Raw genomic sequence first — 23,571 nt, forward strand, 5'->3', positions numbered from 1 at the left:
GTAGGGTTTTATTATGCTGCCTGATGGTGTCGGGTACGGTATTTGTCAATCAGCACCGCTATGATGATCACCGCCCCTTTGATCACCAGTTGCCAGAAGTAGGAGACGCCCATTAGCGTCATGCCGTTGTTAAGGGTGGCGATGATTAACGCGCCGACCAGCGTGCCGGTGATGGTGCCGATACCGCCGACAAAACTGGTGCCGCCGAGAATGACCGCCGCAATCGCATCCAGCTCGTAGCCCATGCCAAGGTTGCCGTTGGCGCTGTAAAGGCGCGAGGCGCTCATCACCCCGCCAAGGCCGGAGAGCAGCCCGCTAATGCCGTAGACGAAGAGCAAAACCAGCCACACTTTGATGCCGGTAAGGCGCGCTGCCTGCATGTTGCCGCCGACCGCGTAGATATGAACGCCGAGCGTGGTGCGGCGCAGAATAAACCAGCACACCGCAATCACCGCCAGCGCGATCACCACCAGCCACGGCACCGGGCCGAGATAGTTATTGCCGATCCACTCAAAGCTGATATCGGAGTTGATTACCGTGGTGCCATCCGCCAGCAGATAGGCCGCGCCGCGCAGCGCCGTATAGGTGCCGAGCGTGACGATAAAGGGCGGTAGCCCGGCAAAGGCGACCAGCGCGCCGTTAAACAGACCGAGCAGCAGGCCGAGCATCAGCGCAGCGGGCACCGAGAGCATCGACAGCTCTGGCATCAGCGATACCACCATCGCCGCCACCGCCGTGGTGCCGAGGATCGAGCCAACCGAAAGGTCAATTCCGCCGGTCAGAATGATGAAGGTCATGCCTGCCGCCAGCACGATGTTGATCGACGCCTGGCGGGTAATATTGAGCAGGTTGCTTTCGGTAAAGAAGTTCGGCGCGATAAAGCCAAAAACCGCGACGATCAGGATGAGAATCGGCAGGATGCCGACGGTTTGCATCAGATCGCCCATCAGCACTTTTTTGGCGGAGGCGGATTTGGCCTCCTGCTGCGGCGTGGTGGCCGGGTGTGGTTTCATTTCAGTCATGGTGTACCGCCTGGTGATGGGTGTCGTTAACGCCGGTCGCCAGCGTCATAATCTCTTCCTGGGTGATAGCCTCGCCCTGCAACTCGCCGGCGATAGTGCCTTCGCGCATCACATAGACGCGGTCGCTCATGCCGACCACCTCCGGCAGTTCGCTGGAGATCATCAGGATCGCCACCCCTTCGCGCGCCATCTGGTTCATGATCCGGTAGATCTCGCTCTTCGCGCCGACATCAACGCCGCGCGTCGGCTCATCAAGGATCAGGATGCGTGGGCCAATTGCCACCCAGCGCGAGATAAGCAGTTTTTGCTGGTTGCCGCCGGACAAACCGCCCGCCCGCACCTGCGCGTGCGGCACGCGAATATTGAGTAATTTGATCGCGTCATCGGAGAGGGTTTGCGCCTTTTTGCGGTTCAGCATGCCCCACAACGCATCGCGCTCCAGCGTCGCCATGGTGATGTTCTCCTGCGCTGCCAGTTCAAGGAACAGCCCCTGCTCTTTGCGGTTCTCGGTCAAAAAGCCGATGCCAAGATCGATCGCCGCGCGCGGGGAGTGGATCACTACCGGTTCGCCATCGATCTCAATCATGCCGCCGGTCGCTTTGCGCACGCCGAAAATCAGCTGCGCCAGTTCGGATCGCCCGGCACCGACCAGCCCGGCAAGGCCGACAATTTCACCGGCGCGCACCTGCAGGCTGACCGGCTGGATCTTGCCGCCATCGGTGAGATGGTGAACGGTAAGACGCGGTTTGCCGGGGGTGATATCGCGCGCTTTATTAAACAGATCGCTGAGCGGTCGCCCGACCATCATGCGCACCAGTTCGGCGGCGTTGAGGTTGTCGCGCGTCAGGCTGCCCACATACTGGCCGTCGCGCAGCACGCTGACGCGATCCGAAAGTTCATACACTTCCGCCATACGGTGGCTGATATAGATAATTGCCATCCCCTCATCGCGCAGGCGCATGATCAGTTCAAACAGGCGGTGAGTTTCACGGGAGGAGAGGGCGGCGGTGGGTTCATCCATCACCAGAATACGGCTGTTGCGGTGCAGGGCGCGGGCGATCTCTACCTGCTGCTGCTCGGCGATGGTCAGCTTCATCACCCGGTCGGTGGCGCTGAAATTGGCACCAAGACGGTCAATCACCGCCTGCGCCTGTGCCGCCATAGTTTTGCGCTGCACCAGCCCGCCGCGTGCGATTTCGCTACCGAGAAAGATGTTCTCCGCCACCGTTAAGTTGGGCGCGAGCTGCATTTCCTGATAGATGAGGGTGATCCCGGCGGCAAGGGCGTCTTTTGGCCCGCGAATGGTGTGAGGCTTGCCGTCGATCAGGATCTCGCCGCTGGTGGCGCTGTAGGCCCCGGCGAGGATCTTCATCAGCGTGCTTTTGCCGGCACCGTTCTCTCCCATTAAGGCATGGATCTCGCCGGGCCAGACCGTCAGGTCCACCCCTTTGAGGGCGTAAAACTTGCCGAACACTTTGGCAATATTACGCATCTCCAGCACGGGCACATTAGGCATGACGAAGCTCCTGCGAGTGACGATTTACGCACTTCATCACACGTTGGTAAATGGAGAATGTCAGAAGCTGTTCATATTTGTCATAGTGGCGCCACGCCACTGTTGTGACCTCTCCCGGAGCCGCTATGCCCTATCGCGCCAACCCCTTTTTCACCAGCGCCCGCGGGCGACTGCTCTTTTTCAATGTGCTGGTGGTGGCGGTGACGTTAATGGTCTGCGCCGTAGCGGTGCTCGGCTTTCGCCATGCCAGCCAGTTGCAGGAGCAGGTGCAGCAGCAGACGCTGGATGATATGACCGCCAGCATGAACCTCGCGCGCGATACCGCCAGCGTCGCCACCGCTGCGGTACGCTTATCGCAGGTGGTTGGCGCGCAGGAGTACAAAGGGGAGGCGGAGCGGCTGAAAGCGACGCAAAGCGCGCTGCAACGCTCATTAACGCAGTTAGCAAACGCGCCGCTGGCGCGGCTCGAACCGCAGCTGGTGGCGCAGATCACCCGCCGCAGCCAGGCGTTACAGCAGAGCGTCACAGAGATGCTGGAGCGCGGGCAGCGCCGCCACCTTGAGCGCAACGCGCTGCTTAGCTCCCTCTACCAGAATCAGAGTTATTTACGCCATTTACAGACCATCGCCGCGCGCGACGGGCTGAACACCCCCGACCCGCGCCTGCTGAGTGAGATGGACAGATTGCTTCTCGCCGCCATTCAGACGCCGTCGCCGCGCGCCACGCTGGCGCAACTGGCGGAGATTGTCGGCCAGCTCCCGACGCGGGCGGGCGATCCGCTGCTCGATTTTATCCTGCCCGATTTTCAGGCTGAGCTTAACAAGCTGATGCCGCTTGCGGGCCAGCTGGAGGAGAGCGATCTGGCGATCACCTGGTCGATGTTTCATATCAAAGCGCTGGGCGCGCTGCTTAATAACGATATCAACCAGTATGTGGCGGAAGTGGCGCAGGCCTCTGAACAGCGCACCGCCCAGAGCCACCAGGAGATGCGCTCCATCAGCATCTTTATCAGCCTGTTTGCGCTACTGGCGCTGGCGATCACCGCCTGCGCCGGTTGGTATATCTACCGCAATCTGGGATCGAACCTGACCGCCATTTCACGCGCCATGTCGCGGCTGGCGCGCGGGGAATCGAATGTTTCGGTGCCTGCGCTGCAACGGCGCGACGAATTAGGCGAACTGGCGCGCGCCTTTAACGTCTTTGCCCGTAACACCGCCTCGCTGGAGCACACCTCCACGCTTTTGAAAGAGAAAAGCACGCAGCTGGAGACCACCTTTCATGCCATGCGCGACGGCTTTGCGCTGTTTGATAACCAGGGCTGCCTGGTGGTGTGGAACCCGCAATATCCGCTGCTGTTGGGCCTCGGCGAGGAGCCGCTGCGGCGCGGTCAGCACTACCACAGCCTGCTGCGCCAGGTGAGCGATCTTCCCGGCCATGTGCAGGAGAACCTGGCGCGCCCGCTGCCGTTAACCCAGGAGCTGCGGCTGGCGGATAACCGCACCATTGAGCTGCGCTTCAGCCCGGTGCCGGGGCGCGGGATGGTCAACGTGGTGCTGGATCGTACCGAGCGCAAAGGGCTGGAGGAGGCGCTGCTGCACAGCCAGAAGATGAAAGCGGTCGGCCAGCTTACCGGCGGGCTGGCGCACGATTTTAATAACCTGCTGGCGGTGATTATTGGCAGCCTGGAGCTGGCCGCAACCGACTCGCCGGACGCAGCGCGCATCTCACGCGCGCTGAAAGCCGCCGAGCGCGGTGCGCTGCTCACCCAGCGGCTGCTGGCCTTCTCACGCAAACAGTCGCTCCACCCGCACGCGGTAGAGATGCAGGCGCTGCTGGAGAATCTCGACGAGCTGCTGCGCCACTCGCTCCCCTCAACGCTGACCCTTGAGATTGAAGCGCAGCACGCCGCCTGGCCAGCGTGGATCGACGTCGGGCAACTGGAGAACGCCATCATCAACCTGGTGATGAACGCCCGTGATGCGATGGAGGGACAAACGGGCGTGATCAAAGTGCGCACCTGGAACCAGCGCGTTACCCGCACCGACGGGCGCAGGCAGGATATGGTGGCGCTGGAGGTGATCGACAGCGGCTGCGGCATGTCGCAGGAGGTCAAGGCGCGGGTGTTTGAACCCTTCTTCACCACTAAACAGACCGGCAGCGGCAGCGGGCTGGGCTTGTCGATGGTTTACGGCTTTGTGCGTCAGTCCGGCGGGCGGGTGGAGATTGAAAGCAACCCAGGGCAGGGCACCACGGTGCGTTTACAGCTACCGCGCGCCACCCTGCCAGCGGTGAGCAGCGCTGAACCGGCCAGCGATGCGCGCCATGTGCGCAGCGACACGCTGATTCTGGTGCTGGAGGATGAAGCCGACGTGCGCCAGACCCTGTGCGAGCAGCTTCACGAGCTGGGCTACCTGACGCTGGAGGCGGAAAACGGTGACGCGGCGCTACAGATGCTTGCGGCTTCCACCGAGATTGGCGCGCTGATCAGCGACTTAATGCTGCCGGGGCGCTTAAGCGGTGCGGAGGTGATTGCCGCCGCTCGCCAGCATGCACCAAACTTGCCGATGCTGCTGATCAGCGGTCAGGATCTGCGCCCTGCCCACAACCCGGCGCTGCCGGAGGTCGAACTGTTACGCAAGCCCTTCACCCGCGCGCAGCTGGCGCAGGCTCTGCAACGCATTGCGGTGTGAGGTGACGGCGCTCACAGGGTGATAAAAAGCTGGCTTGCCGGGACGCCTGTCGCCCGATAGATTATTTGCCTTAAGGATAGTGACTCCCTCACGGCTAAACCTGAAACCCACGCACTGGTAATTAACCTCTGCGCTGAGTTTCAGGTTTTTTTGTTTTTGTCGGTTATAAAAAAGGAAAAGGACGTAACAATGAAAAAAGGGGTAATCGCGTTTCTGCTGCTGATGAGTATCAGCGCACCGCAGGCGCAAGAGGCAAAAGTGACGCTTATTCACACCGGAGATACGCACGGGCGCGGGATGAGCGAATCGGGTATCGGCTACGGCAAAATGAGCGCCTATGTGAAAAAACTGCGCGAACAGGACGCCAACGTGCTGTTTGTTGACGTTGGCGATGCGGTAAGCGGCATGCCGGTGACCGATCTGACACAGGGGGAAAGCAACGTGCGCGCCATGAACACCATGGGTTACGACGCCTTTACGCCCGGCAATGCGGATTTTATTTTCGGCGGCCCGGAGCTGCTCTCGCTGCGGGATAAAGCCCGCTTCCCGTTTGTCTCTGCCAATATTTACCATCATGACAAGCTCGCCTTTCGCCCCTATGTGATGAAAAAGGTGGCGGGGCTCAATATCGCCATCATCGGCGTGTCGCCGCTCAATGCGATGGTGGCAACCACCGACAGCAAACTGGCCGGTTTTTCCGTCAGCGATCCGATTCAGGCGGTGCGCAACACGGTAGCGCAGGTGAAGAGGAAGAGCGATCTGATCATTGTGCTGGCGCATCTCGGGAAAACTGACCCGGCGGTGAATATCACGAAGCTGGCGGAAGCGGTGCCGGAGATCGATGTGTTGGTGGATGGTCACGACCATATTGCCGTGCAGTCCGGTAAGCAGATGGGCAGAACGGTGATGGTTAACGCCGGGCAGTATGGCGACTATCTCGGTCATCTCACCTTAAGCATTAAAGATAAAAAGATCGTCGCGTGGAGTGAAAAGCTGCTGGATGTGGCGAGCTTAACGGCGCTGAAAGCGGATAGCGAAACCGAATCCTGTATCGAGCAAGCGCGGGCTGCAAGCGCGGAGGTGCTTAATAACGTGGTGATGGCGCTCCCTTTTACCCTCAACGGCCAGCGTGAGCGGGTGCGCTCCGGGCAGACCAACCTCGGCAGCCTGCTGGCAGATGCCGAACGGGAGTATGCCAACGCCGATATCGCCTTTACCGTTGGCGCATTTCTGCGCGACAGCATTCCGGCCGGGCCCGTGACCTATGGCGACGTGCTGAATGCGCTGCCGTTTCGCCTGCCGCTGGTGACGCGGGAGATGAGCGGCGAGCAGATCAAAGCGTTCATTGAGCACAACTATGCGCAGCAGAACATTATTTCCGGGGCGTATGCTCACGTCAGCGGCCTGCGTTTCAGCGTTGATTTCACCCGACCCGCCGGGGATCGCATGACCTCGATTGAGGTCAACGGTCAGCCGCTGGCGCGGGATAAAATCTATCGCGTGGCGTGTAATGAGCAGGTGAGCGATTTTGGCATTCGCGACATCGCCATCCGCGATCGTTACGATGTGCCGATGGCGGAGCTGCTGACGGAGTATGTGAATAAGCACGCGCCGCTCATCTCACCCGCGCCGCGTGTGCAGTTTCTCCACCCGGCGGGGTAATTTTTAGCGCTTAGGCAGGGACGCGCAGCCCTAGCCGTTCGGGAACAATATCTTCCAGCATGGCGACCAGCTGCGGGTCCATAAAGGCGTAGTGATTCGGGATATTGAGCACATGCACCGGTTTATGCTGCACCAGACGGGTATAGTCGGTCAGCAGGCGCTCTTTGTGCTCCTCTTCCATGACGCAGATAACATCTGCCCAGGAGAGAATGGCGGGCGAAACGGTTTTTTTTGCCTGGCGTTGCATGCCGGCGGAGCGGGCATTGAGCCCAGGATAGCGGCGAAACAGCTGCTCAGCGGTGGGGCTGCGCCATTGGTTCCGGCTACAAATAAAAAGCACATTCATGCAAGTCGATACTCATCAAGCCGCGCTGAGCGCACTACGTCGTGTCATACGCGGGTATTAAGACCCGGTTGCGTTATTTTCTGGCAACCCTCTGGTGCGAGTCTGTCCGCTTCATCCTACAAACGACCACATACTGGCTGCTTTCCGCCCCTGCATCGCCGGGCGTTGCGGGACGCAATATAGCCACAATGGTCAGTCTAATCCAGCACAATCCGCAGGCCATCATAACCCGCTTCAGGCCCCGTCGGCAGCGGGTTTTTCATCATCCCTTGATCAAGGGCATATCTGATATGCGTTAGGATAAGTCGTGCAGCGTCTCACACCCGGTTTAAGGTCATTCTTACCCTATCAACACACTTCCACCAGGATGGTTCTTGGGATTGCTAACATGCGTTCGCCGCAGGTGAGGATCACATCGATTCCGCTCGGAAACGAGTGCGGGCGGTCGGTCAACTCATCGGTGATGCACTCCGGCAGCAGCGGGGCGATCATTCGCTCCTCCTGAATGCCGGGGCCGGTGAGCCGCAGCATCCGCCCGCCGCTGAGCGCGGGCAGTTGTAAAATCAGTGTCGCGCTGCTCTCTGCGTTTAATGGCTGACCCACGGGCAGGGCGCTGAGCTGTTGATGGTTAAGGGTGCTGTCGGCAATAGCAAAGAGCGACTGTTGCGGCGTCTCCAGCAGTGGTGCCTGGGTGTACAAGCGCAGGTTCTGGCGTAGCAGATCGTTATCCAGCGCGCTTGCGATCCACAGCGGCGTGTCGCTGTTTGCCAGTGTCAACAGAACGCTGGTGGTGGCTGCGTTGAGCGGCGGCCAGCTATGTTTCAGCTGCGGCAGGGCGACAATCACCCCCGGCTCGCTCATTGCTTTTAACAGGCGACGAAAGGCGTGCTGAGCGTCGTGAACCGCCGACGCGAAGGCGGGTTGTAGTGTCATGCATTCTCTCCGCGCACCGGAACAGAGGCCTCGACCCAGCCGGTGTGGCGCGTAGGGGTATCAACCTGCATTCAGTGCTCCATAGTAAATTCGATCATGTCGGCGCGATTCAGGCTGACGGAGTACTCCGTTGCGTTGATCTCACCGTCACGGTGGTTAAGGGTGCGCACGCAGAGCAGCGGCGCCATAGTGGGGATCTCCAGCCAGCGGCTCTCTTTCACCTGCGCACGGCGGGCGCTGATGCGCGTTTGCGTGCGCTTCAGCTCAAGACCGGCGCGATCGCGCAGAAAGTCATGCAGCGACCCGCTGTTAAACGCTTGCAGCAGCGGCCAGAGCTGGCGGTCAGCAAAGTAGTGATCGATAAGACAAAGTGCGACGCCGTTCACCCGGCGACGGGTGCGCAGATGAATGACGTTATCGCCTTCGGTAATGCCGAGCGCATCGGCGACATGACCGGAGGCCGGGCGCAATACCGCCAGCAGCCGTTCGCTGGTGGGATGGCTCCCCTGATCGAGCAGGTTCTGGCTAAAACGCGCCTGCGCATTAAGCGGGTAGTCAAACGGGCGCATCAACACCAACACGCCAACGCCCTGGCGGCGTTGCACCCAGCCCTTTTCGACCAACTGATCGATGGCGCGGCGCAGAGTGTGGCGGTTGACCTGAAAGCGCGCGGCCAGCTGCTGTTCGGCGGGCAGCCAGTCACCACAGTGATAGTGGGTACGCAGCTCCTGCTCCAGTTTGGCGGCGATCTCCTGGTAACGTGTTGGGAAGCTGGTCGGATGTCTGGATAAGTGGATAGTCATCATTCCCCCGCAGACTCAGTTAATGTGCCTCTATGGTGCCGGGGGAATGTTGCAGTTGGGTTATGTATTGATTGCGCCAGGATGAAAAAAGAAAAAGGAGCCACGATCGGCTCCCTGTTTTGGTGGTGTACCGGCGGTAAACTCCGCCGGCGAATCATCAATTCTTTTTAACAAATTCTGATTTCAGTTTCATTGGCCCGAAGCCATCGATTTTACAATCGATATTATGGTCGCCTTCCACCAGGCGAATATTCTTCACTTTAGTGCCGATCTTCAACATTGAAGAACTGCCTTTTACTTTCAAGTCTTTAATTACGGTCACGCTGTCGCCGTCGGCTAACAGATTACCATTTGCGTCTTTGACGATTAATTCATCGCTCACCGACGCGGGTTCGGCATCGTTCCACTCGTGGGCGCATTCCGGGCAAACGAACATGCCATTATCTTCATAGGTGTATTCGGAATTACATTTTGGGCAGTGGGGAAGTTGCATAGGGGTTACCTCAAACAAGAGCAGAGAGAGCCGGATGTTTACCGGCACAAAAGGCGCAGTGCCTGAAAGCGCGCGATTATACAGCAAAACCGTACAATTGCCGTTGTTATTATTTCTTTAATCCCGGAGATAAAAAAACAACGCCCGCGACACCACCTGTCATTCGCTTAAGCGATGCTTATCTCATCACATCATTGAGAAAGTACTTATGTGTGATAATTAGATTATTTGCTGGTTGAAATTGCCAGCATTTACTAATTCAGATATGGTGACAGTTAGCAACCGGTGTTATTTGTAACCAGGCTGTCACACCTGTTAAATGCGCCATTCCCGGCGAATAATTACCTCTCAGATCGGGTGGGTAAATCTATGATGATATATCCTGGCTATTCATAAAAATGCGCTAAGCTCTAACCCTTTGGTTTTTAAAGACCAGAGTACTATTGCTGTCCCTTTTTACGGGAAAGTTTTTATTTTCCCGAATGCCATCAGGTGTTTATCTTTTCGAAGATATTTTCTACACGTAATTATAAAAGCCGAAACTTCACTAATAAAACTCAACGGCTAAATAAAACAAAGAAAATTTGCGTTAAGGAAAGACTTTTGACATGCACACACAAACAATATTTGAATTAAGTCAGGAAGCAGAACGGCTGTTACAACTCTCTTTGCACAACCTGCTGGCGCTGAAAAAAATGCCGGCGGCGGCGCTTGATGAGACAAATATCAGCGGCGCGGCGCAAAATAAAAATGTGTTACCCCTGCACTTCAGCGCCCGCGGCGTTGAGGCGCAAGAGGCGACCTTACAGAACGAACTGCGCAAAATCACCCGGCTGGAGATGGTGCTGGCGATCGTCGGTACCATGAAAGCGGGCAAGTCGACCACCATCAACGCGATTGTCGGCACGGAAGTGTTGCCGAACCGCAACCGCCCGATGACGGCCTTGCCAACGCTGATCCGCCACACCCCCGGTCAGAAAGAGCCAGTGCTCCATTTCTCTCACGTCGGCCCGATTGATGCGCTTGCGCAGCAGTTGCAGACGCGGCTGTTCAATTACGATCGCGACAAGCTGGCGCAGAAGATTGAGATCGATCGCGATATGGACTCGCTGCTGGCGCGCATTGCGCAGGGCGATGCCTTTGATAAGCACTATCTCGGCGCGCAGCCGATCTTCCACTGCCTGAAAAGCCTCAACGATCTTGTACGTCTGTCGAAAGCGCTGGGCGTCGATTTTCCCTTCTCGGCCTACGCGGCGATTGAACATATTCCGGTTATCGAAGTGGAGTTTGTTCACCTGGCGGGGCTGGAGAGCAACCTTGGTCAACTGACCCTGCTCGACACGCCCGGGCCGAACGAAGCCGGGCAGCCCCATTTACAGAAGATGCTCAGCGAACAGCTGGCGCGCGCCTCGGCGGTGCTGGCGGTGATGGATTACACCCAGCTGAAATCGATCTCCGATGAAGAGGTGCGCCAGGCGATCTCGGCCGTTGGCCGCTCGGTTCCGCTCTACGCGCTGGTGAATAAGTTCGATCAAAAAGATCGTAACAGCGACGATGAGCACCAGGTTCGCGCGCTTATCTCCGGCACCTTAATGAAAGGCAATATCACACCGACGCAGATCTACCCGGTCTCCTCAATGTGGGGCTATCTGGCGAACCGCGCCCGTCATGAGTTGCAGAAAAAGGGGCGCTTGCCCGATCCAAACGATCAGCCCTGGGTGCAGGACTTTGCCGAAGCGGCGCTCGGTCGGCGCTGGCGCATGGCGGATCTGGATGATACTGAACATATTCGTCACGCCGCCGATCTGCTGTGGCAGGATTCGCTGTTTGAGCTGCCGATCCGCAACTTGCTGCACGCGGCCCATGCCAACGCTTCCCTTTATGCGCTGCGATCCGCCTCGCATAAACTCCTCAACTACACCCAGAGCGCACGGGAGTATCTCGATTTCCGCTATCAGGGGTTGACCGTCGCCTATGAGCAACTGGAGCAGAATATCGCCCGGCTGGAAGAGGATATGACCCTGCTGCGCACCAGCCAGGCGCGGGTACGTGATGAGGTCGATCATGAAGTGGAAGAGGCACTGGCGGCGGCAGAGATCTTTATCAACGGTCAGCAGTTTGAAATTGTCGAAGCGATCGACGCCTGGTTCCATGATGGGCAACTGATGGCGATGGCCAGCGAGAGCCAGGCCGATTTACGCCTTGATGAACGTTTAAGCCCAGGCCAACTGGTGCTGGAAGATGAAGGCCAGGCGCAGATCGCCCTGAGCAAAATGCGCTCCGCCTGCGAGACAATCCTTCTGGCGGCGCAGGAGCGCATAAGCCGTGAACTGGCGCTGCGTTTTGATGAGCTGGAGAACACGCTGACGCGCTCGCTGAACGATGCCATGCGCCCGATCGAAACGCGCATCAAAGCGGAGCTGAGCCATGCCGGTTTTCGCGCCCGCATCTCTTTTCCCGCGTTTCAGCCGAGCACGCTCAACTTTAATGCCCGCACGCTGTTTAACAATGTCATCTCGCCGGAAGAGACCAGCGCCGCGCAGGCCAGCCGCATTGGCGGCGTGCGTGAAACGGTCTCGCGCTGGCTCAATAACCCCAACTGGGGCTGGGACGACTATGTGGCGACGCGCACCCGGTATGTGATCGACCTCGGCACGCTGCATAAGAAGCTGACCGCCCATGTGGCGCACTTCTGCGAGCAGATCCGCAAAGCGCTAAGCGCGCAGGTTGATGTCTCTGTCACCGCCGGGATGGCGACCTTTTTTGCCGAGTTCTCCCAGAGTCTCTCCGGGCTGCAGGAGAGCCTGCGCGAGAGCATGGCGATCCGCCAGCAGAATGAATCCTCGGTCAGCGCGCTGCGTCGCCATTTGCTGCACTGTATCAGGACGGCGCACTGGATCCATGAGGATGCGCGGCTGTTACGTGATGATATCCAGACGCTCTTCGCGGCGGAGCAACCATGAAAAATCGACTGCTCGACGGCCCCGGCAGGGTGCTGGAATCTATTCATCCGAAATTTATTGTCGATCTGGTGCAGGGCATCGACGCGCCGCGTCAGACGACGATCGCGCCACAGCAGCAGCTTTTCCGTGAGCGGCTGGCGCAGGAGATCATGACCCAGACGCAGCTGCGCCCGTGGGCGATCTCCGGCAAGCTTGAGGATAACGACGCCCTGCGGCTCGGGCTGGCAGAGAAGCTGGCGAGCATGCTCGACCCCGGTTATCTGGCGCTGACGCGCATTACGCAACGGCTGAAGGCGATACAGCACGCCGAGCGGCGTCCCGGCAGCGTTACGCCCGGCGCGCAGCAGCAGTACGACGTGTTGCTGGAGCACTTTAGCCAGCGCGCGGCATTTAAGGAGAAAGCGCTGACGCAGCGCGGGCTGGCGGTGCAGGCCGGTCATCACAGTGAACAAGTTTTTACCCACTGGCGCGCGGGAAGCTACAACGGCTGGTCGATGGCCGGACGCTGCTACGTCGCGCTGGAGGAGCTGCGCTGGGGGGCGTTTGGCGATGCCTGTCGGCTGGCGAATGAGGATGTGGCGACGATGCTGAAAGATAACCTGCGGGTGATGGCGGCAGAGTTTCTGGCACAGGGCATTGATGCGTCGCAGGGGACGCGCCACTTCTATCATCAATGGCTCGCCGCGCCGTCCACGCCGGGGGTGATGGAGTATAAAGATCTGCTGGGCTGGCTCGGGGACTGGTGTGATGCAGAGCGCCACCCGATTTGCTGGTCGGTGACGCAGAGCTGGCAACCCGTCGCGTTGGGGATGCCGAGGCTCTGCTCGGCAGCCCGTCTGGCAACGGCAATGGTCGATGAGGTTTTCGACGACCTTTAGTGGCTCGTCGACTCGGTTCGCGCCGCCATCTCTTCCGGCGTCGGCACCTTGCCGAAGCGTCGTGCGTAGAGCGCGGTGATAATCGGCACCAGGATGGCGGTGACAATCACGCTCGCGGCGACCAGTGCGGTCGCTGATGCAGCAACCGGTTCAAAGGCCGGGTTAATCTGGGCGATGATCACCGGGTTAGCCACCGCCGCACCCGCTGCGGAAGAGGCCGCCACGCCCGCGGTACCATTCCCGCCGCCAATCAGTCGGTCCGCCATAATCAGCGGAATACCGGTGATGATAATTACCGCCACGCCAAGGAAAATCCCCAGCAGACCGGTCTCCATAATCACTTTCAGGTTGATGGTGTTACCCAGCGCGAAGCCGAAGAAGGGGATCAGCACCGGCGTCGCTTTACTGAAGAAAGCGCGCAGATCGTGGTCGAGGTTGCCGAGGGCAAAGCCGATCAGGAACGGTAGCACCGCGCCGACAAAGTGGTGCGGTTCAAACGAGGCGAGGCCAGCGGAACCGAGGATCACCATGGTCATCAGCGGGCCGGACTCCAGCGACATCAAGACAAATGCCCCCGACTCCTCTTTACTGCCGTACTGGTTCATCAGGCTGGCATAGAGCCCGCCGTTGGTCATATCCATCGCTGAGACAATCGCCAGCACCGACAGCCCGGCGAAGAAGCCGGTCTGAATGCCGGTATCGGGAATAAAGGAAGCGGCAATCATCGCCACCAGCCAGGCGACGGCAATTTTTGTCAGCACCAGCGTGCCTGATTTGCGCAGCACCGTGCCGGTCGCGCGAAGATCAATCGAGGCGCCAATACAGAAAAACCACACTGCCAGAATCGGCACCGTTCCGCTAATCATGCCTTTAGTGAAGGAGCCAAAATAGGCACCGGTATCGGGCGCCAGGGTATTCAGAATGGCGCCTAACAAGAGCGGAACTAACATCATCCCGCCAGGAATACGTTCAATGGTGGCCTTAATTTTCATACACAATCCTCACGACTCGTCATTCAGATGAACGAGAAAGCTAAAAAATGAATCATTCGATGTTTCAGAGATTTAAAGCATTCAGAAGCCAGCGCATTGACGATGGGCGGCGGCAGAGCGGCCTGAACAGACTCATCAATACCGATGAGTTAGCCCTTAACGCTGCTATTAGTGGGGCTATCATGAGGCGATTGGAATATCTATTCAATAAGAATGAAACATCGTTTTAGTTACATCGATCACAGAATTCGCGTAAACATTTATCGATGTTTCTTTATTTATTTTCGATGTAAATGGCTTGTAAAAAGGTGGGTCGAAAGCCGATCGCGCTTTTTTGAAATGAGGCAAAAAGTGAGGTAAAAACGGTGGTTGATGATTACCGGTTACAACTATGTGAATTTGATCACATTTATAAACCCTGATAGGGTAATTCGCTCATTCACTGCCCAACAGGCGTCAACAGGTTCGGTTGTACAGGCTTTGAACAGTTAGTGTAAGTAAACCTGCTACGCTTGAAAGAATGGCCGCAAGGCCGATAAAAAACGCCTGCCATGGATGGGTAAACGGGCGATACAGGGCGAGAGTCTTAAGAGGAAAACAGAGATGTTAAAAAGGAAAAAAATCAAACCGATAACGCTACGCGACGTCACGATTATTGACGACGCGAAACTGCGTAAAGCCATCACCGCCGCGTCGTTAGGTAACGCGATGGAGTGGTTCGATTTCGGTGTTTATGGCTTTGTGGCCTACGCACTTGGCAAAGTGTTCTTCCCCGATGCAGACCCCAGCGTGCAGATGATAGCCGCGCTCGGGACCTTCTCCGTTCCATTCCTGATTCGTCCACTTGGCGGCCTCTTCTTCGGCATGCTGGGGGATAAATATGGACGGCAAAAAATCCTCGCGATCACGATAGTGATCATGTCCGTCAGTACCTTTGCTATCGGGCTTATACCTTCGTATGAGTCGATCGGTATCTGGGCACCGATTCTGCTGCTGTTATGTAAGATGGCGCAGGGCTTCTCCGTCGGCGGCGAGTATACCGGCGCGTCGATCTTCGTGGCCGAATACTCCCCGGACCGTAAACGCGGCTTTATGGGCAGTTGGCTGGACTTCGGCTCTATCGCCGGGTTTGTCCTCGGCGCGGGCGTGGTGGTGTTGCTGTCGACGATTGTTGGCGAGCAGAACTTCCTCGACTGGGGCTGGCGTATTCCGTTCTTCCTGGCGCTGCCGCTGGGCCTGATTGGCCTCTACCTGCGTCATGCGCTGGAAGAGACCCCGGCGTTCCAGCAGCATGTCGATAAGCTCGAGCAGGGCGACCGCGAAGGGCTGCAGGAAGGGCCGCGCGTCTCCTTTAAAGAGATTGCCAGCAAACACTGGCGCAGCCTGCTGACCTGTATTGGTCTGGTGATCTCCACCAACGTCACCTACTACATGCTGCTGACCTATATGCCGAGCTACCTGTCGCATAACCTGCACTACTCGGAAGATCATGGGGTGCTGATTATCATCGCCATTATGATCGGTATGCTGTTTGTGCAGCCGGTGATGGGGCTGTTGAGTGACCGCTTCGGCCGCCGTCCGTTTGTGCTGATTGGTAGTATCGCGCTGCTGGCGCTGGCGATTCCGACATTCAGCATGATCAACAGCGGCGTGATGGGGATGATTTTCGCCGGCCTGCTGCTGCTGGCGGTGATCCTTAACTGCTTCACCGGCGTAATGGCTTCCACATTGCCAGCGATGTTCCCGACGCATATCCGTTACAGCGCGCTCGCCAGCGCCTTTAACATCTCCATCCTGATTGCAGGCCTGACGCCAACGCTGACCGCCTGGCTGGTGGAGAGCTCGAATAATCTGATGATGCCAGCGTACTACCTGATGGTGATCGCGGTGGTTGGCCTGATTACCGGCCTGACGATGAAAGAGACGGCGAACCTGCCGCTGAAAGGGGCAACCCCGGCAGCGTCGGATATGCAGGAAGCGCGTGAAATTCTGCAAGAACATCACGACAACATCGAACAGAAAATCGAAGATCTGGATGAAGAGATTGCCCAGCTGCAGGAGAAACGCTCCCGCCTGGTGCAGCAGCATCCGAAGATTGACGAGTAACTAAATAAAACCCGGAAGGCGCTGCCCTCCGGGTTTTTTTAACACCCTGCCGCAATATAATCCCCGTTGGCACTCACCGGGATCACCGTTAAAAACAGCACCAGCGCAAAGAGCATCAGCGCCACGCCACCCGCGATTTTAAGCCCCGGAACCAGCCAGCGTAAGCGACCTGACTCCCTGCCAAACAAGGCTGCCGTGCGGTTACGCGCATAACGCACCGCCAGCGACAGCCCCATGATCGAGAGCGCTGTGCCGAAAGCCATGGTCATCACCGCCGCCATTCCCCACGTGACAATGCCGAGCGCATTCGAGAAGAGCAAAATCATAATGGCTCCGCTGCACGGCCGCGCGCCAATCGCCAGAATCACGCCCAGCCGGGTTTTCCAGTCGCCCTGCGTCGACACGCCAACGCCGTGATGACCGCAGCCGCACTGCGCGTCGTGAATATGCGTCAGGGAGCGGATGCGCAGCGCGCGCGGTCGCAGGCTCTTCACCGCGCGCCAGATGACATAGGCCCCGAAGCCGCCAATCAGCACCGCGCTGATCTTCTCGACATACCAGCGGCTTTCGCTGAGATCCCCCGAGGCGAGGTTAAACCCAACCGCCAGGATAAAGACAAACAGGATCGCGCTGACGCCCTGCATCAGGCTGCCGAGCAGCGGAACCATGCGCGCGGCGCTCTCGCTCTCTTTATTGGTGCTGAGATAGGTGGCGACAATAAATTTGCCGTGCCCCGGCCCGATAGCGTGCAGCACGCCGTAGAAGAACGCCCCGGTCAGCAGCCACAGCCCGCCACTGTACTGATGATTATTGAGTTGCAGCAGATACATCACCAGGTAGCGATGAAGGGTAATTTGCGCCGCCAGGCACCACTGCAAAAAGGCGCCCCAGTGCGTGTACAGGGCGAAAGCGGCGACCAGCCCTGCCGCCAGCAGCGTAAGCGCCGCCGGCAGGCGCCAGTCGCGGGTGAGAAGTTGCGTCGTCATAGGCGTTCAGCCATTAAGAAGGGATAGCCCGCAGTATAGGTGTCGTTAGGTGCGGGCTCCAGTCTGGGATCAGGGATTGAGCTGCCGTTTGTGCCAGCGCCCGAGCAGCAGCACGGTGGTCAGCGCGCCGAGCAGGGCGCAGAGCATATCCGACTGGGTATCCCACGGATCGCCCTGCGTACCGAGGAAGTCATCCGCCCCCTGGCCCATTGCCAGCGCTGCCCACCACTCAATCAATTCATAGGTGGCGCTGATGGCTAACGCAATACAGCAGACGATAAAGTCGAGCATCTTGCCACCGCGCACGTACTGCCCGTGCAGTAAAATCTCCCGCGCCGCCAGCGCCGGAACCAGCCCCTGAAAGAAGTGGCCAAGTTTGTCGTATGGGTTGCGGCTAAGGTTGAACAGGTGCTGCACATCAAAGCCGATCGGCACTTTGGCATAGGTGTACATCCCGCCAACCATCAGGATGATGGCGTGGAAGAAAATCAGCGTGTAGAGCAGGGCAGTCAACGGGTAGCGCCGCCAGGTAGCGAGCAGCAGCGGCACCACGATCATCACCGGGATCACTTCCATCAGCCAGGTGGCACGGTCATGGGTAAAGAGACCGGTATAGATAAGGATCAGTAACAGGATTAGCGCTGCGCCGTACAGCGCAGGGCGGTTAACGCTCTTGAGCATACGAATGTCCGTTTCGGTAACAGAGAAAAAGAGACTATCGGCTGAAAAGGGGGAAAAGACAAATGGTTGAGAACGGGTGACGATGATGAAAAAAATCCGCCTTAGCAGCGGATTCTGGTTTTCAGCACGTTAAGCACTTATCGAATCAGTAATGCACCAGCCCGCCATCCACGGCGTACTGGCTACCGGTAACGTATGACGCATCATCCGAGAGCAAAAAGAGTGCGACGGCGGCGGCTTCCTGTGCAGTGCCGGCACGTCTGAGCGGCACCTGGCTTACTACAAAATCCTCAAACTGCTGGCGCGACTCTTCGGGCATAAAGTGCCTGAAGTTGGTCTCAATCGGCCCTGGCACCAGCGTGTTGGCGCGGATATCGCGCGGTGCCAGCGCGCTGGCCCAGCTCTTGACCATCGCAACGACCGCGCCTTTGGTGGCGGCATAAAGGCTGGTCATCGCCGCGCCTTCGTAGACGGAAGAGGAGGCGGTGACCAGCACTGACGCGCCGGAATTCAATGTGCCAGAAAGTGCCGCCAGCTGGAGCATCGGGCCGCGTACGTTGGCATTCATCATGCGGTTAAAGCTCTCGGCGGTGACCGATTCCGGCGCACCGACTTCGGCATAACCGGCGTTCAGCCACAGGCCGTCGAGGGATCCCCACTCACTAATCGCCGTCGCCAGCGTCTCGATATCCGTTTCGCTGGCAGCATCGCTTTTCAGGATCAGCGATGAGGCTGGCAGCAGCTTGCGGGCCTCAGCCAGGCGCGTTTCGTTCAGCCCGGTGATGGCGACCTCGCCACCCTCGCTGACGATGCGTTGTGCACCCGCCAGCCCCATCCCGCTGGTGCCGCCGGTGATCAACACGCGTTTGCCTTCAAATCTGCTCATAAATAGCCCCTGTTGGTTCCTGAAATGGACGTTTACCTTACGCAACAACCGCTTGCGTCGTCATCTGTTTCAGCCCGTAACTGTCTTCGAAGTGTGCCTACCCCTGCTGCTGTTCATGCTGGCGTCGGCGGGAGCGGCAGATATCAGCATGGTTTTCATCTGCCCACTGAATAAGTTTCTGCATCGGTTCCAGAAACGATCTCCCAAGCGGCGTTAAGGTGTACTCCACGCGCGGCGGCACTTCCGCATAGACGGTGCGGCTAACATAACCGTCTGTTTCAAGACGTTTTAGCGTGCGGGAGAGCATCTGGCGGGAGATATCGCCAATTTCCCGGTTCAGTTCATTAAAGCGCAGCGTGCGTTCCGCCAGCGCTTCCAGAATCAGCAGGCTCCACTGATCGCCGATTTGATTAAGCACATCGCGGATCGGGCAGGGCTGCCCAAACTCGGCGATATCATTCTGGTCGTTGTCGCTCATTCGTTATCTCTCTTTTGCCGCCAATAGTCAGCTTCGTGTGACTAAGTACCTGAATTTTGACCTCTTGTTGAGGTTTTGCGGGCAATGTACCATCCGCGTTCTTGACGGTCTATTTTTGTGACCAAAGGTAATGTACTAAAGGAGATCACAATGAAAAAGTTTATTAGCGGTGCGCTGTTAACGGCAGTTCTCATCACTTCTGGCAGTGCTATAGCGGCCCCTGCTGAAAATGCGCGCAATGTGGCGACAGAAGAGGCTAACCGACAGCTGGTGGTTGATTTTTATGATAAATTCTTCAACCGCCACGAGGTAAAAGAGGCCGCGAAGGTCGTTGATGAGCATTACCGTCAGCACAACCCCGATGTGCCGGACGGCAAAGCGCCGTTTGTGAATTACTTCACCGGTTTCTTCAAGGAGAACCCGCACTCTGCCGCGCGGATTGTGCGTAGCGCTGCCGACGGCGATTTAGTCTGGTTGCAGGTTCACTCGACCAATGACAGTAACGATCGCGGCCAGGCGGTGATGGATATCTTCCGTGTGAGCAACGGGAAAATTGTTGAACACTGGGACATCATTCAGTCGGTGCCGGAGAAGTCCGCCAACGCCAATACGATGTTCTGAAGAGTGATCCCGGCTGCGTGCAAACGAGGGCAGGGGGAGAACACCCATTTTGCGAGGCAAATTCCGGAATAACGCTTTGTTTTGCAGGAAGAAGTAAAACCGCTTGTCGGCTTTGGGCATCAGCGCTATTTTTCACCGGCACCTGCAAAATCAGGTGCCGGGATTGGAACCCTGAATGACTTCATCGGCGACATATAGCGCGTTCACGCTTTTTTTATGTCGTGCGTTCGGCTACACCTCAATGGTGGGTCGGGCGGGGGCGTCGCAAGACGCGCCGGTATCGATGAGGCCGGTAGTTCCAACCCCGCCCGATTCCGCCACCCAAGAGATTGGAACCTCTGGTGACGGTAATAATCATTACTCATCGGAGGCTGCCCTTATGGCTACGACCCCTAACCAGACACACCCATTCCCCAAAACCGAACGCCGCTACACCGTCGGCTATGCCCCCAATCAGGGCGATACCAGTACGCCTTGCCTCAACCTGAGCGGCAAATGGCTGAAAGAGGCGGGATTTACCACCGGCAAAGGCGTCACCGTGAAAATCGCCGGAGACTGCATTGTGCTGATCCCCGATAACGACAACCAGCATGCCCTGCGGCAAGAGTTAAAGCAGATGAAGCAGGCGGTAAAAGCGGTGAAAGAAGGGGTGCTGAGCGCGCTTTGAGCTGGAATTAAGTGGACACCAACACCACAATTTTAGGGAGTTAGTGTCCACTTAATGAATAACGATGCTGCTATCAATGCGTCACGATAAGACCACCGATCCGCTATTGCCGTAACGGATTGCCAGACCGTTTAAGGTAAATCTCCCCCAGTTTTTCTGACGCATAGTCATTTAAATGGCCGACATCCCGATAAAGCGGAATACCCTCGATCTCGGTATCGCATTTGCCGTTCTGGCACTGCGCATCTTTCGGATCAATCACAATCAGCTCTGGATGCTTGCGCTGTAACGCGGCAAAGAGTTGGTCCGTCCAGTTATTTGTCACAGGTGATGGAGCAGGGTTGCATGAACCGGGTGAATAGGCTTTTCTGGTTTTGAAGTGTTCATAGAAGCATGTCAGATAATTCTCCGGCATGACAAACATGGATTTGACGAGAACAGGTTTTGCACCGCTTTGAATGATCGTTTGTATTGCTGCGTCAAGAGAAGCAGAGATGACCTCGATAGATCCGGCAGGGCTGAGTTGATCCTGAAGGTTATTTCTCACGTTGAAAAATGCGTAGTTTTCCCAAACCTCAGAAATAATAACGAATTTATATTTGTGCTGCTGAATGGCAGCATAATACTGCTCAACATTTTCCCGGCACATCTTATAAAAATCGCCTTTATAGGTGTACATGTCCGCATGATAAATATTCGGAATTGCCAGACAGAGGGAAGTTGCCTTCATGTCGACGGCGATATGGGCGTTTTTACCCATCACATCAAAGAAATTCCAGTATTGATTTGAGTGTGAATCACCCATCAGCAGGGCTTTTTGGTCAGAGGATTTATCACCGACAACACAGGCCATATCCGTTCCGCTGACATTTTCATTCATACAATCCTGACGCTGTTCTAATTTTGTAGATTTCAATACGTCATTGATATGGCTTAGGTCGTTTCCGAAGCGTAAATGGCTAAAGGTATCGTAACGTTTACTGAGAGGGATAAATGAAATCACCAGTAACAGAGGCAACAGAACTAATAAAGCGAGAGACTTTTTCAGGGACAAACGGGGCGTACGGTAAGGTTTTTCGATGAAGTAATAACATCCGGTGGCGAGAATCAATGCCAGACACAATCCCGCTAAACGTGCGGCCAAAGAGGTGATGCCAACATAATGCAGCACGGCGAATATAGGCCAATGAAAAAGATATAAGGAGTAGGAAAGCTTTCCTGTCCAGACGAGCGCCCCAAAAGAGAGTACGCGGTTTATAGGATTACTTTCTTTGGTTCCGGCGACGATAATGGCGGCGGTACTGAGGCAAACTAAAAGCGTATACCCGTTAGGATATCCCGGTGTGATATTTTTCGTCAGAGCGACAATGACAATTGCTACGAATGCAAAGGCTGATAAAAAACTTAATGAGATTTTACTCGCTTTGTGGGCGTGCGGGATGATAAAGCAGGCGCTCATGCCAATGAGAAATTCAAATATTCTCGAGGCAAAAAAGTAATAAGTCTTCGTTGGCTGGTTGTATATATAGTGCCAGGTGACACCAAAGGTTAACAGAATAAGCACCAGGCACAGAATAAGCTGTTTTTTATGGTTAAGCTTTTTACTCAGGAAATAGTAGAACGCCGGGAAGAATAGATACCATTGCCACTCAACAGCGAGCGACCATGTATGCAGCAACAGCATTGCATTAGAGTCCGGCGCTGCATAGGCTGATGTTACATCGCTAAAATAGCGATTCGATATGAAAAACAAGGACTTCTGAAAGCTTTTCAGGAATGCGCTGTAATCTTCTGGCAGATAAAATAGCGATGCAATGATAAATGAGAAGACCAGCATGGCAAGCATCGCAGGTTGCAGGCGCCAGATTCTGCGTAGATAGAAATCCGCGAAGCTAAAGCTTTTTGTTTCAAGTTTATTTTTAATAATTGAAGCGATGAGAAAACCTGAAATGACAAAAAATATATCGACGCCAATAAATCCGGAAGGAAAGAGAGTAAACCCGGCATGGAAAAAGAGAACTAACAGCACCGCTATTGCTCTCAGGCCATCTATGTCTGAACGATAAAACATATATCCCACTATTTTTTATGTTGTTTTAGAAAATTTATAACAAGCCACGCTGTCCGTATGAACTTTGAAGTTATGCACTAAGCCACGTCTTATACTGGCGCACTATATCAAGATGTTAGGCTTTATCCTATGCGCTTTGCAGGCAAGATAGTTGAGTATGAACTCACCGCATTAACTCAGGGAGATTACAGGCCAGCATAAACGACAGGCGAGGCTATATCTGCATATCATCAGAGAATAATATCTGCGCGGGAGCTCTCATTCTCGCGTCTGGTTTTCAGCCAAACCCTGTGCGAAAATCCATCTTTCTGAACCTGTGACAGGACGCACTTTATGTCAGAATCCGCTCAGCCCTGCCTGTTTACTGAAGGCCAGGTCACCCTTCCTGAAGGCTATCAGGATCGCACGGTTAATGTGTTCATGCCGCCCGGCGCGAATGCACCAGCGTTCAATATCTCCCGCGACACACAGAATCCCAGCGAAACGCTGGCGGCCTATATCGACCGCCAGATGGCGCTGATGGCGAAACATCTCAAGGGCTGGAAAACGGGCGAGCGCACAGAGGCTGTGCTTGGCGATAACCTGGCAATCGGCGAAATCATCCATGCCAGCTATCTGCGTGACGGTAAGCGCACCTTTCAGCAGCAGGCGGTGTTTAACTCGTCCGCTAACCATATTCTGGTGTTCACGATGTCCGCCGTGCGGGCGTTAAACGACGCCGATCGTGCGCTGCTTCTTTCCGTTCTCAAAAGTTTCCGCTTCCACGCTTAACAAGGA

General features: G+C 56.4%; 20 protein-coding genes and 1 pseudogene. 8 read left to right on the plus strand and 13 right to left on the minus strand.

From position 1 onward, the window contains the following. Nucleotides 1–11: 11 nt before the first annotated feature. Together IAE50_RS12330 and IAE50_RS12335 are read right to left on the minus strand one after the other, a co-directional pair. The gene (locus IAE50_RS12330; RefSeq protein ID WP_180344267.1) at nucleotides 12–1,013 is read right to left on the minus strand and encodes a ribose ABC transporter permease; all 1,002 of its coding nucleotides are present in this window, start codon (nucleotides 1,011–1,013) and stop codon (nucleotides 12–14) included. Nucleotide 1,014: 1 nt separating this feature from the next. Next, complete coding sequence (locus tag IAE50_RS12335) at nucleotides 1,015–2,538, minus strand: sugar ABC transporter ATP-binding protein (RefSeq protein ID WP_200580374.1); 1,524 nt, start codon at nucleotides 2,536–2,538, stop codon at nucleotides 1,015–1,017. A gap of 125 nt (nucleotides 2,539–2,663) precedes the next feature. Here IAE50_RS12335 and IAE50_RS12340 point away from each other — a divergent pair, with 125 nt between their 5' ends. After that, nucleotides 2,664–5,228, plus strand: a complete 2,565-nt coding sequence (locus tag IAE50_RS12340; RefSeq protein WP_200580375.1) for an ATP-binding protein — start codon at nucleotides 2,664–2,666, stop codon at nucleotides 5,226–5,228. Between the two features lie 189 nt (nucleotides 5,229–5,417). Then, the gene (locus IAE50_RS12345; RefSeq protein ID WP_200580376.1) at nucleotides 5,418–6,890 is read left to right on the plus strand and encodes a bifunctional UDP-sugar hydrolase/5'-nucleotidase; all 1,473 of its coding nucleotides are present in this window, start codon (nucleotides 5,418–5,420) and stop codon (nucleotides 6,888–6,890) included. Nucleotides 6,891–6,900: 10 nt separating this feature from the next. On the opposite strand, the gene IAE50_RS12350 is transcribed toward IAE50_RS12345, so the two are convergent. The 5 genes and pseudogenes from IAE50_RS12350 to IAE50_RS12365 form a co-directional block, all read right to left on the minus strand. Next, entirely contained in the window at nucleotides 6,901–7,236 is a 336-nt protein-coding gene (locus tag IAE50_RS12350) for a low molecular weight protein tyrosine phosphatase family protein (protein ID WP_200580377.1), read from the minus strand. 197 nt (nucleotides 7,237–7,433) lie between these two features. Beyond that, nucleotides 7,434–7,544: pseudogene (phnP, locus tag IAE50_RS26635) on the minus strand (phosphonate metabolism protein PhnP); the annotation flags it as partial. A gap of 40 nt (nucleotides 7,545–7,584) precedes the next feature. Beyond that, nucleotides 7,585–8,169 carry a phosphonate C-P lyase system protein PhnH gene (phnH, locus tag IAE50_RS12355; protein WP_042712727.1) on the minus strand — a complete coding sequence of 195 codons (585 nt, stop codon included), beginning with the start codon at nucleotides 8,167–8,169 and terminating at the stop codon, nucleotides 7,585–7,587. A gap of 71 nt (nucleotides 8,170–8,240) precedes the next feature. Continuing rightward, nucleotides 8,241–8,966: a phosphonate metabolism transcriptional regulator PhnF gene (phnF, locus tag IAE50_RS12360; RefSeq protein WP_094422764.1), complete on the minus strand. Its 726-nt coding sequence runs from the start codon at nucleotides 8,964–8,966 to the stop codon at nucleotides 8,241–8,243. 163 nt (nucleotides 8,967–9,129) lie between these two features. Next, nucleotides 9,130–9,465, minus strand: a complete 336-nt coding sequence (locus tag IAE50_RS12365) for a zinc ribbon domain-containing protein YjdM (RefSeq protein WP_023478448.1) — start codon at nucleotides 9,463–9,465, stop codon at nucleotides 9,130–9,132. Nucleotides 9,466–10,073: 608 nt separating this feature from the next. Here IAE50_RS12365 and crfC point away from each other — a divergent pair. Both crfC and IAE50_RS12375 read left to right on the plus strand, forming a co-directional pair. Further along, entirely contained in the window at nucleotides 10,074–12,428 is a 2,355-nt protein-coding gene (crfC, locus tag IAE50_RS12370; RefSeq protein WP_200580378.1) for a clamp-binding protein CrfC, read from the plus strand. Then, on the plus strand, nucleotides 12,425–13,306 hold the full coding sequence (locus tag IAE50_RS12375) for a diguanylate cyclase regulator RdcB family protein (RefSeq protein WP_200580379.1): 882 nt from the start codon (nucleotides 12,425–12,427) through the stop codon (nucleotides 13,304–13,306). The genes crfC and IAE50_RS12375 overlap by 4 nt, the downstream gene beginning before the upstream one ends. On the opposite strand, the gene kdgT is transcribed toward IAE50_RS12375, so the two are convergent. After that, nucleotides 13,303–14,298, minus strand: a complete 996-nt coding sequence (gene kdgT, locus IAE50_RS12380) for a 2-keto-3-deoxygluconate transporter (RefSeq protein WP_042712731.1) — start codon at nucleotides 14,296–14,298, stop codon at nucleotides 13,303–13,305. The genes IAE50_RS12375 and kdgT overlap by 4 nt on opposite strands. 603 nt (nucleotides 14,299–14,901) lie before the next feature. Here kdgT and proP point away from each other — a divergent pair. Then, nucleotides 14,902–16,404: a glycine betaine/L-proline transporter ProP gene (gene proP, locus IAE50_RS12385; protein ID WP_200580380.1), complete on the plus strand. Its 1,503-nt coding sequence runs from the start codon at nucleotides 14,902–14,904 to the stop codon at nucleotides 16,402–16,404. Nucleotides 16,405–16,442: 38 nt separating this feature from the next. On the opposite strand, the gene IAE50_RS12390 is transcribed toward proP, so the two are convergent. The 4 genes from IAE50_RS12390 to IAE50_RS12405 form a co-directional block, all read right to left on the minus strand. Beyond that, the gene (locus IAE50_RS12390) at nucleotides 16,443–17,390 is read right to left on the minus strand and encodes a nickel/cobalt transporter (RefSeq protein WP_200580381.1); all 948 of its coding nucleotides are present in this window, start codon (nucleotides 17,388–17,390) and stop codon (nucleotides 16,443–16,445) included. 69 nt (nucleotides 17,391–17,459) lie between these two features. Beyond that, a complete protein-coding gene (locus IAE50_RS12395) occupies nucleotides 17,460–18,071 on the minus strand; it encodes a DUF2238 domain-containing protein (RefSeq protein ID WP_200580382.1) in 612 nt (203 codons plus the stop codon). A gap of 145 nt (nucleotides 18,072–18,216) precedes the next feature. After that, entirely contained in the window at nucleotides 18,217–18,957 is a 741-nt protein-coding gene (locus IAE50_RS12400) for an SDR family oxidoreductase (RefSeq protein ID WP_200580383.1), read from the minus strand. A 97-nt stretch (nucleotides 18,958–19,054) separates the two neighbouring features. Continuing rightward, nucleotides 19,055–19,435 carry a helix-turn-helix domain-containing protein gene (locus tag IAE50_RS12405; protein ID WP_200580384.1) on the minus strand — a complete coding sequence of 127 codons (381 nt, stop codon included), beginning with the start codon at nucleotides 19,433–19,435 and terminating at the stop codon, nucleotides 19,055–19,057. A 150-nt stretch (nucleotides 19,436–19,585) separates the two neighbouring features. Between IAE50_RS12405 and IAE50_RS12410 the strand changes: the two genes are divergently transcribed. After that, nucleotides 19,586–20,056 (plus strand): ester cyclase, encoded by a 471-nt coding sequence (locus IAE50_RS12410; protein ID WP_200134530.1) that lies wholly within the window; start codon nucleotides 19,586–19,588, stop codon nucleotides 20,054–20,056. 175 nt (nucleotides 20,057–20,231) lie between these two features. After that, nucleotides 20,232–20,723 (plus strand): SymE family type I addiction module toxin, encoded by a 492-nt coding sequence (locus IAE50_RS26470; protein ID WP_200134531.1) that lies wholly within the window; start codon nucleotides 20,232–20,234, stop codon nucleotides 20,721–20,723. A gap of 103 nt (nucleotides 20,724–20,826) precedes the next feature. Here IAE50_RS26470 and IAE50_RS12420 read toward each other — a convergent pair whose 3' ends face one another. Then, nucleotides 20,827–22,794: an acyltransferase family protein gene (locus IAE50_RS12420; RefSeq protein ID WP_200580385.1), complete on the minus strand. Its 1,968-nt coding sequence runs from the start codon at nucleotides 22,792–22,794 to the stop codon at nucleotides 20,827–20,829. Nucleotides 22,795–23,127: 333 nt separating this feature from the next. Here IAE50_RS12420 and IAE50_RS12425 point away from each other — a divergent pair, with 333 nt between their 5' ends. Further along, the gene (locus tag IAE50_RS12425) at nucleotides 23,128–23,565 is read left to right on the plus strand and encodes a DcrB-related protein (RefSeq protein WP_200580386.1); all 438 of its coding nucleotides are present in this window, start codon (nucleotides 23,128–23,130) and stop codon (nucleotides 23,563–23,565) included. The last annotated feature ends 6 nt before the right edge of the window (nucleotides 23,566–23,571 follow it).

The organism is Kosakonia sp. S42 (assembly GCF_016624785.1).
GTDB lineage: Bacteria > Pseudomonadota > Gammaproteobacteria > Enterobacterales > Enterobacteriaceae > Kosakonia > Kosakonia cowanii.